The organism is Halorubrum sp. 2020YC2 (assembly GCF_018623055.1).
In the GTDB taxonomy this organism is placed as follows: Archaea; Halobacteriota; Halobacteria; order Halobacteriales; family Haloferacaceae; genus Halorubrum.
In genome coordinates this window covers 2,252,676-2,267,463 of sequence record NZ_CP076019.1, presented here as the reverse complement: position 1 = coordinate 2,267,463, position 14,788 = coordinate 2,252,676, and the positions used below count along the sequence as shown (strand labels likewise).

Genomic DNA, 14,788 nt, shown 5'->3' with positions numbered 1-14,788 from the left:
GTTGTCGGTCATCGTTCGGGGGCTTTCCGCGCCTCGCCGCGGGCCATCAGGAACGCTCCCGCGTACTCGGGCACGGTGTTTCTACCGGATTCAACTCTGACGCGCTCGCCGTTTAATTCTACCGTCCGATCCGCGTCGGTCTCGATCCGGATCTCGCGCCCGACGAACCGGTCCGGGACCGCGTCCCGGAGCGGGTCGAACTCGTCTATCTCGTCGCGGTCGAGCGGCGTGACGACCAGGGCGGAGCCGCCGTGGAGCGTCCCCGGCAGCCGGATGAGCCGGCGGGTGTCGGTCGTCACCGGCTCGTCGATCGGCGCGGCGTCCTCCGCGGCGACGCGCGAGGCGAGCGCGGAGACGAGCCGCCTGACTCCCGGGCCGCCGGCCTCGACGTTGCCCTCGGCACCGCGGTCGGGTTCCGGTCGAACGCGCCGAGGATCGTCTCCGCGCGCCCCTCGCCGATGCCGTCGAGTTCCGTCAGTCGCTCGCGGGCGGCCTCGTCGTCCATCTCGCGCAGGTCGTCGGCGTACTCGACCAGGGCGTCGTGGACGCGCGCGCCCCACCCGCCCTCCGTACGGAGGACGCGCTTCGTCGTCCCGCGGTCCGAGACGGTCCGGATCAGCCCGTCGGTGTTGAGGTCGATCGCGCGCACGTAGTCGACGACCTCGCGGCGCGCGTCGCTGTCTAACTCCCGGACGCTCTCGTCGCGGACGTGACGTGGTAGCCCCGCCCGCCGGAGAAGACGACGGTCACGTCCTCGAACGCGAAGTCGTCGTCGATGAAGTCCAGCAGGCGCAGGAGCGCGTCCTTACACGTCGCGAGCATCTCCGGGTACGAGGTGGTCTCCGGGTCGACGCCGGGGAGGTGGTCGGCGTCTAAATCGAAGACGAGGTCGGCGTTCCGCCACCCCTTCTGTCCCATCGTCGCCGCGCCCGGGTCGTCGTAGCGCGCGGCCGAGAAGTAGGCGTGTCGGGGCGCGTTGTCCGCGAAGAACGTGTCGACGTCACCGAGGTCGTACAGCGACTGGTGGCGGACCATCGTCGTCCCCGACCCGGGGGTCCACGGGATGTGGCCCCACTCGCGGAGGTTCGCGTCGGGCGGGAGCGACAGCGAGACCGACCGGTAGTAGTCGCTGAAGCGACCCGGAGGTACTCGCGGGTCCGGTCGTCCATGTCTCCTCTCGTACCCGCGGTCGACGTATCAACGTTACCGTTCGCCGGCGACCGCGACAGCAATTGTTTATAAATGAACGAGGCGGTGGCGTCGCCGGCGGCTCTGCCGCCGGCTGTAAGAGGCGCGTCGCGCCTCCCTGCGTGCCTGCGAGCGGCCGCCGAAGGCGACCGCGAGTCGCGAGGGACCTTCGGTCCCTCTGGCAGCCGGCGCGTAGCGCCGGCGACAGCACGCGCGAGGGACGCGGCGAACGCGAGCGGCGAAGCCGCGAGCCGTGAGCCGCGAGGCTGGGGAGGTGTGAGGTGCGGTGCTGTGCGGGGCGGGGTGGGAGTCAAAGGGGCAGCCGCGAGGGCGAAGCACGACGACGCAAGCACCGCAAAGAAGGAGCGGTAGCGACTGACTGAGGAGCGCAGCGAGTCGCGCGAGCCCTCGCGGCTGGGGCTTTGGAGGTGTTCTCCGCTGATCCGCAGTCAGTTATTTATAAGTGAGCGGCTGGGGCTTTGGAAGTGGTCAACGTCGATCCGCTGTCTCTTATTTATAAGCGGACAGATAGGAATTTGATACTGTTCGCTACTGGAATCACCTATCGACGCCGACCGTCGACAGTATTTTGATCGGCAGAATCGTCGACGGCACACGGCTGGTCCCCATGCTCGACGACATCGTCGACGTGCTCATCGGTGAAGTAGTCAAACTGGTCCCCGACGTGGTGTGGGGCGCCGTATTCCTGGTAACCGGCGCCCTGACGACGACGGTCGGCGTGACGATGCTACTCGGGACGACGACGCTCACCGGGTCGACGCGTCTCGGCGGCGTACTGACCGCCGTCGGCGCGCTGCTGATAACAGGCGCTTTCGTCGCGTGGTACCGATGAATTTCGACCGCCCGGATCCCCTCGGCCACAACACTATCCGCCCGGCGGCCCTTCGCCCGGTATGCGCTCCGAAGAGGAGATCAGAGAGCAGTACGAGTTCCTCCGCGAACAGCTCGACGACGAGGAGATGAATCACCGCGGCGTCGAGGAGCTTTTCACCCACTACAAGCGCGCGCTCGGGTGGGTGTTAGAAGAAGAACATATGTGAGCGACGTACGACACGTTTATTACGTTCTACCCGCTATGTTCAGATGACGCTTCGTCTGGAGGGCCGAAGCGTCAGCGGGGACCAATCGGCAGGCCCGACGCGGCTTTTTTCCGCGTCGGGCGTGCCTTCTTCCGATACTCGACCGCGTAGCTCTGGCGCCGATTCTCTCGTGTCAGAGCGGGCAGACGCTCGTACCACTCCGTCGAGCGACGAGACCCCGTCTCCGGATCCGGGCACGTATCAGACACGTAAACGAGTTGCGGCCGAGAACGCTCGGTTCGGTGTCGTGTGACAATTATCGTACTGATAGAACTGAGCCGGCTGTTATGTGGGGCCTAAGGCGCGACGACTGGTCGCGTGAGGGGTAAAATAACGGTATATTTATTTATTTTCGACAGGTATGTAGGAGCAGTTGTATGTACGACCTCACAGGTTTTCAGCGTGACCTGCTCTACGTGATCGCGGGGCTCGACGAGCCGCACGGGCTGGCTATCAAAGAGGAGCTCGAAGGGTACTACGAGAAGGAGATCCACCACGGCCGTCTCTATCCGAACCTCGACACGCTCGTCGAGAAGGGGCTCGTCGAGAAGGGCCAGCGCGACCGCCGCACCAACTACTACACGCTGACTCGCCGCGGTCGCCGCGAGATCGAGGCCCGGACCGACTGGGAAGCGGAGTACATCGAGCACTGACCCCGCGTCCCGCCCGATCGCCAGCCGCGGCGGGCCAAAGCGCGTCGCCGCCGGTCGCCGTCGGTTCCGTTCTCTCTTCTCCGATCTCGTCTCGCTTCGCCTTGTCGCGGCGCCCTCGCGGCGCCGAACGGTTGGATTCAAGTCCGCCCCGGCGGAACTCGGTCGTATGCAACCGGGAGATCGCGTCCGCGTCGATCGCGGGGGCGTCACCAACGAGGGCGTACTGCTCCCCTCCACGACGCGCGACCACCTCGTCGTCAAGCTCGACGGCGGGTACAACGTCGGCGTCGACCGCGAGGAGGCCGACGTCGAGGTGCTCGAGTCCGGCGTCCGCGAGGTCGACCCCGCGGCGGAGACCGACGACGCGGACGACGCCACCTCCGAGATAACCTTCGACGAGGACCTGCCGACGGTCTCGCTCATCTCGACCGGCGGCACCATCGCCTCCACCGTCGACTACCGGACCGGCGCGGTCACCGCCCAGTTCGACGCCGAGGACGTCCTCCGGGCCGTCCCCGAACTCGCCGGCCGCGCGAACTACCGCGGGCGGGTCGTCGCGAACATCCTCTCGGAGAACATGGAGCCGTCCATCTGGCGCGACCTCGCCGCGGCCGTCCGCGAGGAGATCGAGGCCGGCGCCGACGGCGTCGTCGTGATGCACGGCACCGACACGATGCAGTACTCCGCCTCCGCGCTCTCCTTCATGCTCGACGCGCCGGTCCCGGTCGCGTTCACCGGGAGCCAGCGCTCCGCGGACCGCCCCTCCTCCGACAACGTGATGAACGCGGTCTGCGCCGTCGAGGCCGCGAAGGCCGACCACGCCGAGACGCTCGTCTGTATGCACGCGGGCCAGTCCGACGACGCCTGCGCGCTACACCGCGGCACGCGCGTCCGCAAGAACCACACCTCCCGTCGGGACGCCTTCGAGACGGTCGGCGCCGCCCCGCTCGGCGTGATCGACTACGCGGCCGCGGCCGAGGCGGGCGCCGAGGGCGACGCGGCCGACGCGGCGATCGAGTGGAACCGCGAGCCGCTCCCGCGGGGCGATACCGAAGGTGACGGTGACGCCGTCTCCGTCGCGCCCGACCTCGACGGCGACGTCGAACTCGTCAAGTTCACGCCCGGGATGGACCCGGCCGCGTGGGAGTACTTAGACGACAAGGACGGCGTCGTGATCGAGGGGACCGGGCTCGGCCACGTTCACACCGACCTCATCCCGCGGATCGAGGAGCTCGTCGAGGCCGGGACCGTCGTCGCGATGACGAGCCAGTGTCTCGACGGGCGGGTCTGCGACCGCGTGTACGACACCGGCCGCGACCTGCTGGACGCGGGCGTCGTCGAGGCGGGCGACACCCTCCCCGGCACCGCGAAGGTGAAGCTGATGTGGGCGCTCGCGAACCGCTCCGACCCCGCGGAGGCGATGGGCCGAGACCTCGCCGGCGAACTGACCGAGGAGTCGCAGCCCTGGCGATGACGGGATCGGAGGGGAAGCCGGCGCCCGACTCCGACTCGGCGCCCGCCCCAGTCGTCCGCGAGGCCCGTCCCGCCGACGCCGACGCGGTCGCGGCGTTCACGCGGGACACGTGGGGCGAGCGCCACGACGACTACATCCCGCGGGTGTTCCCCGACTGGGCCGCGTCCGACGACCCGAAGCGCGGCACCTTCGTCGCGACGCTCCCGCCGGAAGCGGTCGAACCCACCGGTCTCGACGACCGCGAACCGGGAGACACCCTCGTCGCGGGCGACGGCGACGGCGTCGCGGACGCGGGCGACCCCGAGGCGGTCGTCGGCTGTATCCAGGCCGTCTCGCTGTCGGAGTGGGAGGCGTGGGGACAGGGAATCCGCGTCGACCCCGCCGCCCGCGGGCACGGCGTCGGCACCGCGCTCTCGACGGCCGCGCTCGACTGGAGCCGCGAGCGCGGCGCGACCGTCTGCCGCAACATGGTGTTCTCGTGGAACGTCATGGGGCTCGGTCAGTCGCGCGCGGTCGGCTTCGAACCGGAGACCGAGTTCCGGTTCGCGGAGCCGGAGCCGGACTCGGAGGCGCTCGGCGACGGGGAAGTCGACTCCGACGCGGTCGACTCCGGCCCGACTGATTTCGACGCGCTCGACGACGCCGACCCGAACGCGGCGTGGGCGTTCTGGAGCGACAGCGACGCCCGCGACCACCTGCGCGGCCTCGCGCTCGACCCTGACGAGTCGTGGGCCTGCTCCGCGCTCACCCGCGAGCGACTCGCGACCGCGGCCGCCGAGGACCGGCTGATCGCGGTCGCCGGCCCCGAGGCCCTCACCGGCTTCGCGGTCCGGACCCGCGTAACGGAGCGCGAGGTCGACGACGAGACGACCCGCATCGCGACGTACGGCGCCGCGGCGTGGCGCGACGTCGACGCGGCGGGAGCGCTGTACGACGCGGTCGCGGCCGACGCCGCCGCGGTCGACGCCGACGAGGCGCGCGTGCTGATCCCCGAGACGGTCGAGCACGTGAGCGATACCGGGGCGAACCGCGTCCCGGTCGCGGGCGAACCGGACTTCGTAATGTGCGCGGACCTCACCGGTGACCGATGACGCTCTTCGGCGTCGCCCTCCCGTGGTCGCTCCCGCTCACGCTCGTGGTCTACGGCGTCGTCGTCGCCGCCGCGGTGTGGATCTATCGCGACGCGAAGGCGCGCGGGAGCCGCTACGCGGTCCTCTGGGCTCTCTCGACGCTCCTCTTCACCATCGTTCCGGTGCTCCTTTACCTGTACCTCCACCGCGAGGCCGGGCCGGCGCGGTAGGGGATCGGCTCCCGTCGCCCGGTCTCACGACGGACCGCTCCAGACCGCTTATGTGCGACGACCCGATAACGACCGACGGATGCCCTCCCCCCGCTTGCCCTACTGGCTGCGTGCGCTCACCCGCGGCCGTCGTCCCCGAGCGCTCTCGATAGCGATCGCGAACCTGCTCCCGCTCGTCGGCGTCGTCGCGCTCGGTTGGAACGCGGGGGCGCTGGTGTTCCTCTACTGGTTCGAGCTCGGAATCACCGCGTTCTGGGCCGTCGTCCGGGCGCTGTTCGCCGGACGCCTCTCCGAGGTCGATCGTGGCGGGCTGATCGTTGGTCCGCTGGCGGCGAGACGCGTCGCGATTCCCGTCCCGGGAACCGATCTCGGGATCCGAGTCTCGACGCTGCTGGTGCTTCCGATCATCGCTCCGGTACTCGCGGGCATGTGGTTCATCGCCGGCATTCCCACCGTCGGCGTCGCCGTCGACGGCGGGCTCGCTCCCGACGCGCTCGATTCGGTGACGCTCGCGGTGCTCGTCATCTTCGCGACCGAGGGCGGGACGACCCTCGTCGACTACATTCACAAGGGTGAGTACCGCGAACACAGCGCCCAGACCGCGATGCGAGGCGTCTTCTTCAGGGCGGGAACGATAGCGCTCGGCGGAATCTTCGCCGTCACGCTGATCGGCGCGGCGACGGTGGGGCCCGACGCCGAGCTGTCCGCGGTCGACCCCGGTATTGCCGGCCTCCCACTGCTCTTGGGAATCGTCGGTGTCAAGGCCGCCTTCGATCTCGCCGGGCTGTACCGAGACCGACTGACCGCGTTCGACGAGTCGTCGTCGCTCGACTTGGGGCTCTCGTACGACCCGCCCTCGACGGAGCCGATCGACGGCTCGGTCGCGGATCCGGTCCGGAGTGTCCGCCAGCCGCGCCGGGCTCGCCTCGCGGGAGCGTTGACGACGCCGCTCGGCCACCCCGGACTGTGGTATCTCAGCGCTCTCCCGGCGCTCGTCGCCGCGATCTTCGCGATCGGTGGCGAGTGGTCGACCGTCGCCGCCCTCCTCGCGGCCGCCCTCATGGTCCCGCTGGCGCTCGCCGCGCTCGACCACGAACTCCGGTACGGGCTCGTCGAGTACCGCGCCGGCGACGACGCGCTCGTCGCCTACGACCGGCTGTTCGACACCGCGCTGTGGCGCGTCGAGCCGTGGGACGAGACCGACCTCCGGGTGGAGCGGGGCCGGCTCGACCGCCGGCTCGGCACCGAGACCGTCGTGATCGAACTCCGCGACGACGAGTACCGGATTCCGGGACTCGCGGACGCCGAGCCGATCCTCGACGTCTTCGACAGGCGAGCCGACCGGCCGGACGGTTAGCTCGAACTCCCTCTGTCCCCTTCCTCGTCTCGCCCGTACAGCGGGTGCGCGTCACCGACGAGGCGCTTGAACGCGATGATTACGACCGCGTGGAAGGCGACGAGGACGGTCACGCTCGCGACGATGATCGCCACCTCGGCGGGCGTCGAGAGCAGGCCGAGCGAGACGATGAGCGTCGTCGCGCACGCCGGCGGGTGGACCGTCCCGGTCGCGATCATCGCCCAGCTGGTCGCGACGAGCGAGGCGACTGCGCTCGCGGTCAGCCGGACCCCCTCGGGGGAGAACGCTGGCGGCGTCGCCGTGAGCGCGGCGCCGTCCGCGACGACCGTCCACGCCGCCAGCCCGGCGACGCCGCCGATCAGGTGGCTCCCGACCACGCGGACGGCGCGCTCCCGCTCGCTCCGCCGGTCGAACGCGAGGACGAACGCGGACGGGCCGAGGCTCGGGAAGACGAACGGCTGGCCGGTCGCCCACGCGACGGTCCCGAGGACGGTAAAGAGCAGGCCGGCGTAGAGGCTCGTCCCGAGGCGGCGGCGCATTGCGACCCGGTCGGCGGGCGACTCACAAAGCCCCGGCGAATCGCGGAGCGGGACACCGCGGACCGGGCGAGGGGGTCGGCGGTATCGCTCGCGATAGCCGAACCCGAACGCCTAATTGGTCCCGTCTCGCCCGTGGAGACATGTTCGCGACGCTGCCGGACCTCCTCCGACTGCTCGTCGTCCCCGTCTTCGCGTGGGCGGCGATCCGGGACGTCCGGACTCGGCGCCTCCCGAACCGGATCTGGCCGCCGCTGTACCTGTCCGGCGCGCTACTCTTACTCTGGGAGGCCGTCTCGCTGTGGCCGTTCGCGGGGTTCGACGGGCGGATATTCCTCGTGCGGGCCGCGATCAGCCTGCTGTTCGTCGCGCCGCTCGGCTACGCCTTCTGGTACCTCGGCGCGTTCGGCGGCGCCGACGCCAAGGCGATGATCGCGCTCGCGGTGATCTTCCCGACGTTCCCGGCCTACGAGGTCGCCGGTCTCGCCGTCCCGCTCGTCGACACCGACATCGGCGTGTTCTCGCTGACGATCCTCACGAACACCGTCCTGCTCGGGCTCGCGTACCCGCTCGGTCTCGCCGTCCGCAACCTCCTTCGGGGCGAGGTCTCCTCCAGCATGTTCCTCGCGCGGCCGGTCGCGACCGACTCGCTGCCCGACCGCCATGGCCGGCTGTTCGAGGACCCGGAAGGCCCGACGCGGGCCGGACTCGACCTCGACGCGCTCCGGATGTACCTCCGCTGGCGGGGCCTCACGCTCGCGGACCTGCGGGCCGGCTCGGCGGGCCTCCGCGACCCCGCCTCCGTCGACGAGACGTTCGACCCGACGGACGGGGGAACCCGCGTCGGCCCGCGGACCGACGGGGGTAGCGCGGTCGACGCGGAAATCGACGGCGACGCCGGGGGAGGCGATGACTCCCGCCGCGAGTTCGACGACCCCTGGGCGGCCGAGCGCTTCCTCGACGACATCGACCGCGGGGCCTACGGCACGGACGCCGCGACGCTCCGCGACGGTCTCGACGTCGTCGCCCGCGAGGACCGCGTGCTGGTCTCGCCGGGGATGCCGTTCGTCGTCCCGATGGCGGTCGGCCTCCTCGTCTCGCTGACGTACGGCGACGCGCTGTTCGCCGTGCTCGGCGCGGTCGGGCTGGTGTGAGCCGGCGACGACGCTACTTATAAATGAGCGAGGTGGTGCGGTGGCGCGTGCCTGCGAGGCCGCTCCGCGGCCGAGCAGCACGCGCGAGGGACGCCGCGAGCGACCGAAGGGAGCGAGCGGCGAGGCTGGGGGGGAGTGAGGTGCGGTTGCTGTGCGGGGCGGGACTCAAAGGGGCAGTCGCGAGGCCGGCGCAGGCGTTCACGAGAGCAAAGCTCTCGTGAGCCAGTCAGAACGCTTCGCGTTCTGACGACATCACGAGAGGCGCTGCGCGCCTTTCGAACGACAGCAAGCGTGCGCCGGCCTCGCGACTGGGGCTTTGGAGGCGTTCACCGCAGGGTTAGCAAGCACGTGCAGCCGGGTGACTGGTAATTTGGCGGTGTTCGCCGCCGATCCGCGGTCACCTGTTTATAAATAATCGACGGCGACCGCGTCGTCTCGTCAGTTCTCGGCCCAGACGTCATCAGCGGCGAGGACGCGCGTCCCGACCGGCCGCTTCACGAACTCCCCGAGGTCCCGGCCGATCAGGTCTCCGACGCCGCGCTGGGCCGCCACGTCGAGCAGCCGCTGGTCGACGGTGCCGTCGACGACGACGGCTTCCGGGACGGTCTCGGCGCTCTCGACCGCGTCGAACGCGTCCGCGGCGTCGACCTCGTCGAGGACGCCGAACTCGTCGCCGAGGAGCCGCGCGCGTTCCGTCTCCCCGTCGACGACCTCGCTGACGTGCGCCGCGATCGACCCCGGCTCGTCGCTCTCGTCGGTCTCCGAACCGTCGGCCGACTCGCCGTCCGCCTCGTCGGTCGCCTCCGCGTCGGGACCGTCGCCCGCGGTCGACTCGGGTTCGGCGCCGGTCGCCGGACCGTCGCCGGTCGTCGAACCGTCGTCGGGGTCGACGCTCGCCTCCGCCTCGCCGTCGTCGCCCCCCGATGCGTCGTCCCCACCTCGCGACTCGGGCGACCCCTTCTCCGGGTCGACGGCAGGCGACTCCGCCTCGACAGATTCCGCCTCGGGCGACTCCGCCTCGACAGATTCCGCCTCGGGCGACTCGGTCGAGGGACCGACCGAGTCCCCGTCCGAAGGCGCGTCCGGCACCGCGCCGCCGTCCCCGACGCGCGCGACCGACTCCGGGTCGTCGGCGGCCTCCTCGTCGCTCGCGGCCGCCCGGAGGTCGGCGGCGTCAGCGAGGCTCGCGTACGGGACCTTCCCGCGGAGCGCCTCGAAGACGGCGTCGCGGTCGAGGTCCTCCACGGACTCGCCGGGGGGCGCGAACGCGACGTAGTCGACCTCGCCCACCTGCGCCAGCTCGCGGAGGATCAGCTCGCCGCCGCGGTCGCCGTCGAGGAAGGCGGTGACGGTCCGGTCGGCGGTCAGGTCGGCCACCGCCTCGGGGACGTTCGTCCCCTCGACGGCGACCGCGTTCTTGATTCCGCAGTCGAGCAGGGTGAGCACGTCCGCGCGCCCCTCGACGACGATGACGGCGTCGGAGTCACCGACCCGCGGGCCGGCGGGGAGTCCCCGGTAGTCGACGATGCCCTCGACGCGGGCGGCGTCGCGGACCTCGTCTAACACGTCGCTGCTCGCGAGGCTCGTCTCCTCGAAGCCGCCGGCGATCAGCTCCTTGGCGCGCTCGACGACCTCGCGCCGCTTGGCCGCCCGCACGTCCTCGATGCTCGTCACCTCCACGGAGGCGTGGCAGGGGCCGATGCGGTCGATGGTCTCCAACGCGGCCGCCAGGATGGCGGTCTCGACTTTGTCTAAGCTCGACGCGACGGTGACCTCGCCGAACGACTGACCGTTCTCGGACTCCACCGCGACGTCGATCCGGCCGACGCGCGAGGACTCCTGGAGGTCGCGGAGGTCCAGTTCGTCGCCGAGTAACCCCTCCGTCTGGCCGAACACCGCCCCGACGACGTCGCTCCGCTCGACGACGCCGTCGGCCGCGATGGTGGCGTGGATCAGGTATTTTTCTGTGTCTTTCATGATGGGTGAATGGTGATATCGGGCGGGAGAGCCGCCCGTGTTACGTTTCGTCCCTCGCGGAAAATAGCTATCGCCACGCGTGTCCGGCGTCGATTATTGAAGAATATTTCTCTCCAACACGTCTTTTCGAACCTATCCGATAGTCCTTAGTACGAATAGAGATGACTGTATTCACATGACGCGCTTACGGAGCGATCTCGTGTGGATACCGACGTTCGCGATACTCGTGGCGTTCGCGGTGCCGTGGCCGCTGTGGGGGGTCGACCGCGTCGTCGCCGGGCTTCCGGTGTGGATCTGGTGGCACGTCGGGTGGCTCGGGCTGTGTACCGTCCTGTTCGCGCTGTTCGTCCGGAGCGGCGCGTGGGACCGCGGGATGGGGCAGCGGCCGGGCGCCGACCCCGTCGACGGGACCGGAAGCGGAGCCGTCGACCGCGGGGGTGACCGCCCGTGACGCTCGGCGTCTCGCTCGGCGTCGTCGTCGGCTACCTCGTCGTCGCGCTCGCGCTCGGCCTCGTCGCCTACCGCGTCTCGGAGACGACGGCCGAGGACTACTACCTCGCGAGCCGGTCTATCGGAACGCTCGTCCTGCTTTTCACGACGTTCGCCACCCTGCTCTCGGCGTTCACCTTCTTCGGCGGGCCGAACCTCGCGTACGCCGCGGGCCCCGAGTGGCTGGTCGTGATGGGGACGCTGGACGGCGTGCTGTTCGCCGTGCTGTGGTACGTGATCGGCTACAAGCAGTGGCTCATCGGCGCCCGCAACGGCTACGTGACGCTCGGGGAGATGCTGGGCGACCGGTTCGGCTCGACCGGGCTGCGCGCGCTGGTCGCGGGCGTGAGCCTCCTGTGGCTGTTCCCGTACGTGATGCTGCAGCAGATGGGCGCGGGCGAGGCGCTCGTCGGCCTCACCGACGGCGTCGTCCCCTACTGGGGCGGCGCGGCGCTGATCACGGCGTTCATGATCCTCTACATCGGCGTCGCCGGCCTCCGCGGCGTGGCGTGGACCGACACGCTTCAGGGACTGTTAATGCTCTCTATCGTCTGGGTCGCCGCCGCGTGGGTCCTCTCGGCGGTCGGCGGCGTCGGCGCCGCGACCGAGGGAATGTTGGCCGCCCGCCCCGAGTTCGGGAGCTTCGGCGGCGGGACGTACACCCCCGGGTTCATCGTCTCGACGGCGATCACCATCGCGTTCGGGGTGACGATGTTCCCGCAGATCAACCAGCGGTTCTTCGTCGCGAAGTCGGGAACGGTGCTGAAGCGGTCGTTCGCGCTGTGGCCCGTGCTGGTACTCCTGCTCTTCCTCCCCGCGTTCATGCTCGGCGCGTGGGCGGCCGGGATGCCGATCGAGGTGCCCGACGGCGCGAACGTGCTGCCGGTCGTGTTGAACGAGTACGCGCCGGCGTGGTTCGCCGCGCTCGTCATCGCCGGCGCGATGGCCGCGATGATGTCCTCGTCCGACTCGATGCTTTTGTCCGGGTCGTCGTACTTCACCCGCGACCTGTACCGGCCGCTCGTCGACGCGAACGCCTCCGAGCGGCGCGAGGCGTGGATCGCGCGGGTCGGCGTCGCGGCGTTCGCGACGCTCGCGTTCGTCGCGAGCCTCTTCCGCCCGGGGACGCTGATCGAGGTGGGTGACACCGCGTTCTCCGGGTTCGCGCTGCTCGCGTTCCCCGTGATCTGCGCGCTCTACTGGCCCCGGACGACGCGGACGGGGATGGTCGCCGGCGTCGCGGTGCCGCAGGCGACGTACCTGCTCGTGGTGCTGTCGTCGGTGCTGCCGGTCGTTCCGACGCTGCCGCGGACGGTCCTCGGCGGCTGGGACGTGGCGCTCGGGCTGATGGTCCTGTCCGGCGCGCTGACGGTCGGCGTCTCGCTCTTCACCGCGCCGACCGAGGAGAGCGACGCCTCCCGATTCGCGGTGGTAAGTGACTGATCAGGGCTACGACGGTTCGTTGTCGTCCGGTGTTCCGGATCTCGTCGGTGACGGATCGATTGCGACCGCCGTCATAGCCCCAGTCGCTCGGATATAAGCGGTTGATCACGGATCGACGACGAAGGCCTCCAAAGCCCCAGTCGCTCGTTTATAAATGAGTGACTGGAGATCGGCGGCAAACACCTCCAAAGCCCCAGTCACGAGGGCGGCGCACGCTCGCTGTCGCCCGAAAATCGGAGATTTTTGGGATGACGAGAGAGCTTCGCTCTCTCGAACCACGCGCCTCAGTCGCTCGTTTCACTCGCTCCTTGCGGTGCTTACGTCGTCATCAGAACGCTTCGCGTTCTGATTGGCTCACGAGAGCTTTGCTCTCGTGAACGCCTGCGCCGCCCTCGTGACTGCCCCTTTGAGTCCCACCCGCACGGCACCGCACAGCACCTCACGCCTCCCCAGCCTCGTCGCTCGCTTCGCTCGCGACTCCCTCGCGCGTGCGACATCGCGCCCTCCGGGCGCTCGTCGGCACGCGCCACCGCACCGGTCGGGAACAAATAGCGCCGCCGAACAGTTCCCGTCGCGTCGAACCCGGCGAAAGCCAAAAGCCGGCCTGTCTCCGATAGAGCGTATGAACGAGCCCGGGACCGAGGGCGTGCTGTTGGATCAGGAGACGCTCCGCGGTCGGCTCGACGACGCGCCGCCGTGGCTTCAAGAGCACTACCGGACGTTCCGCGAGTCGATGCTGGGCGAGCGCGACGGGTCGCCGTTCCCCTGTTACTTCGGCATCGAGGTTGAGCGCGAGGGGGACCTGCTGTACGCCGCCTGCGAGTCGACCACGGACCCGGCCGCGCTGTTGCGGCTGCGCGACGTCCTCCTCGAATACCTCGACACGTACGACGACCACGCGGACCGCGCGCCGCTTGCGGTGTTCTTCAGGCCGCCCGACGACGAGCGCGGCGAGGCGCACTACCACGAGCGGCTCTGGAACGTGCTGGAGTTCCTCCACGTCCATGACCCCGAACCGTGGCCCGAAGACATCCCGACCGACCCGGACACCCCGCGATGGGAGTTCTGCTTCGGCGGCGAGCCGCTGTTCCCGACCTCGCGGGCGCCCTTCTACGACGACCGGAAGAGCCGGTACTCGCCGGTCGGCTTAGAGATCACCTTCCAGCCGCGGGCCGTCTTCGAGGGACTCACGGCCGACACCGAGGCGGGCGAGCGTGCCCGAGAGACGATCCGCGACCGGATGGGCGACTACGACGGCGTCTGTCCCCACGCCGACCTCGGGGACTGGGGCGCCGAGGGCGACCGCGAGTGGACGCAGTACCTGTTCCGCGAGGACGCCGACGCCGCCCCGGACGAGTGTCCGCTCGACCCGACGCGCGACCACCCGAAGGCGCCCGAGTCCCTGCTCGAACGCGGCGCGTGGCGGCGGTTCGCGGGCGAGGCGGACGGCGGGTCTGACCCCGACGCGGCGCCCGCCTCGGGGCTGGGCGATGACTGACGGCGCCGAGGCCGCCGGCGAGCGCGGCGACGCCGTGCCCGCCGACGCCGTCCTCCTCCTCGTCGACTTCCAGACCGGCTTCGACGAGCCGGGGTGGGGCGAGCGCAACAACCCGGGCGCTGAGGCGGCCGCGGCCGCGCTCCTCGACCGCTGGCGCGCGGCCGACCGGCCCGTCGCGCACGTGCGACACGCCTCGACGGAGCCGGACTCACCGCTGCGCCCCGACGCCCCCGGCTTCGCGTGGAAGCCGGAGACGGCGCCCGTCGACGGGGAGCCGACCTTCGAGAAGTCGGTCAACGGCGCGTTCCTCGACTCCGGGGTCGACGCGTGGCTCCGCGAGTCGCGGTACGAGTCGCTCGTCGTCTGCGGACTCACCACCGACCACTGCGTCTCGACGACGGCGCGCGAGGCCGAGAACCGCGGCTACGACGTCCGGGTGGTCGCGGACGCGACCGCGACGCACGCCCGCGAGGCGCCCGACGGCGAGCGGATCGACCCGGAGACCTCCCACCGCGTCGCGCTTGCGCACCTCAACGGGGAGTTCGCGACCGTCGTCGAGAGCGCGGACCTCCTCGCGGAGTGACGGAAGCCGACCCGTCTCGCGGCGCCGGCCCCCCGC

General features: G+C 70.3%; 14 protein-coding genes and 1 pseudogene. 12 read left to right on the top strand and 3 right to left on the bottom strand.

What is annotated here, in order from left to right; genetic code table 11:
* Positions 1-8: 8 nt before the first annotated feature.
* Positions 9-1,169 (bottom strand): annotated as a pseudogene (priS, locus tag KI388_RS11360) (DNA primase small subunit PriS).
* Between the two features lie 647 nt (positions 1,170-1,816).
* Here priS and KI388_RS11355 point away from each other — a divergent pair.
* The 7 genes from KI388_RS11355 to KI388_RS11325 all read left to right on the top strand — a co-directional run bounded on the left by KI388_RS11355 (position 1,817) and on the right by KI388_RS11325 (position 7,072).
* Positions 1,817-2,041: a hypothetical protein gene (locus tag KI388_RS11355; protein ID WP_215086734.1), complete on the top strand. Its 225-nt coding sequence runs from the start codon at positions 1,817-1,819 to the stop codon at positions 2,039-2,041.
* 61 nt (positions 2,042-2,102) lie between these two features.
* Positions 2,103-2,249 carry a hypothetical protein gene (locus KI388_RS11350; protein ID WP_006630283.1) on the top strand — a complete coding sequence of 49 codons (147 nt, stop codon included), beginning with the start codon at positions 2,103-2,105 and terminating at the stop codon, positions 2,247-2,249.
* Between the two features lie 416 nt (positions 2,250-2,665).
* Positions 2,666-2,941 carry a helix-turn-helix transcriptional regulator gene (locus KI388_RS11345; RefSeq protein ID WP_092919993.1) on the top strand — a complete coding sequence of 92 codons (276 nt, stop codon included), beginning with the start codon at positions 2,666-2,668 and terminating at the stop codon, positions 2,939-2,941.
* 166 nt (positions 2,942-3,107) lie between these two features.
* A complete protein-coding gene (gene gatD, locus KI388_RS11340; RefSeq protein WP_215086733.1) occupies positions 3,108-4,415 on the top strand; it encodes a Glu-tRNA(Gln) amidotransferase subunit GatD in 1,308 nt (435 codons plus the stop codon).
* Complete coding sequence (locus KI388_RS11335; RefSeq protein ID WP_215086732.1) at positions 4,412-5,506, top strand: GNAT family N-acetyltransferase; 1,095 nt, start codon at positions 4,412-4,414, stop codon at positions 5,504-5,506. Before gatD ends, KI388_RS11335 begins: the two co-directional genes overlap by 4 nt.
* Positions 5,503-5,715: a hypothetical protein gene (locus KI388_RS11330; RefSeq protein ID WP_215086731.1), complete on the top strand. Its 213-nt coding sequence runs from the start codon at positions 5,503-5,505 to the stop codon at positions 5,713-5,715. The genes KI388_RS11335 and KI388_RS11330 overlap by 4 nt, the downstream gene beginning before the upstream one ends.
* A 79-nt stretch (positions 5,716-5,794) precedes the next feature.
* Complete coding sequence (locus KI388_RS11325; protein WP_215086730.1) at positions 5,795-7,072, top strand: DUF6498-containing protein; 1,278 nt, start codon at positions 5,795-5,797, stop codon at positions 7,070-7,072.
* On the opposite strand, the gene KI388_RS11320 is transcribed toward KI388_RS11325, so the two are convergent.
* The gene (locus KI388_RS11320) at positions 7,069-7,611 is read right to left on the bottom strand and encodes an HPP family protein (RefSeq protein ID WP_215086729.1); all 543 of its coding nucleotides are present in this window, start codon (positions 7,609-7,611) and stop codon (positions 7,069-7,071) included. The two genes, KI388_RS11325 and KI388_RS11320, sit on opposite strands and share 4 nt — an antisense overlap.
* A gap of 140 nt (positions 7,612-7,751) precedes the next feature.
* On the opposite strand from KI388_RS11320, the gene KI388_RS11315 reads away from it, so the two are divergent.
* Positions 7,752-8,762, top strand: coding sequence for an A24 family peptidase (locus tag KI388_RS11315; protein WP_215086728.1), 1,011 nt, complete (start codon positions 7,752-7,754; stop codon positions 8,760-8,762).
* A 438-nt stretch (positions 8,763-9,200) separates the two neighbouring features.
* Here KI388_RS11315 and dnaG read toward each other — a convergent pair whose 3' ends face one another.
* Positions 9,201-10,739 (bottom strand): DNA primase DnaG, encoded by a 1,539-nt coding sequence (dnaG, locus tag KI388_RS11310; RefSeq protein ID WP_215086727.1) that lies wholly within the window; start codon positions 10,737-10,739, stop codon positions 9,201-9,203.
* A 175-nt stretch (positions 10,740-10,914) separates the two neighbouring features.
* Here dnaG and KI388_RS11305 point away from each other — a divergent pair, with 175 nt between their 5' ends.
* From KI388_RS11305 to KI388_RS11290, 4 genes are all read left to right on the top strand, one after another.
* Entirely contained in the window at positions 10,915-11,190 is a 276-nt protein-coding gene (locus KI388_RS11305) for a DUF3311 domain-containing protein (RefSeq protein ID WP_215086726.1), read from the top strand.
* Positions 11,187-12,671 carry a sodium:solute symporter family protein gene (locus KI388_RS11300; RefSeq protein ID WP_215086725.1) on the top strand — a complete coding sequence of 495 codons (1,485 nt, stop codon included), beginning with the start codon at positions 11,187-11,189 and terminating at the stop codon, positions 12,669-12,671. The genes KI388_RS11305 and KI388_RS11300 overlap by 4 nt, the downstream gene beginning before the upstream one ends.
* Before the next feature lie 622 nt (positions 12,672-13,293).
* Positions 13,294-14,169, top strand: a complete 876-nt coding sequence (locus tag KI388_RS11295) for a YqcI/YcgG family protein (protein WP_215086724.1) — start codon at positions 13,294-13,296, stop codon at positions 14,167-14,169.
* A complete protein-coding gene (locus tag KI388_RS11290; RefSeq protein WP_215086723.1) occupies positions 14,162-14,752 on the top strand; it encodes a cysteine hydrolase family protein in 591 nt (196 codons plus the stop codon). Before KI388_RS11295 ends, KI388_RS11290 begins: the two co-directional genes overlap by 8 nt.
* Positions 14,753-14,788 lie beyond the last annotated feature (36 nt).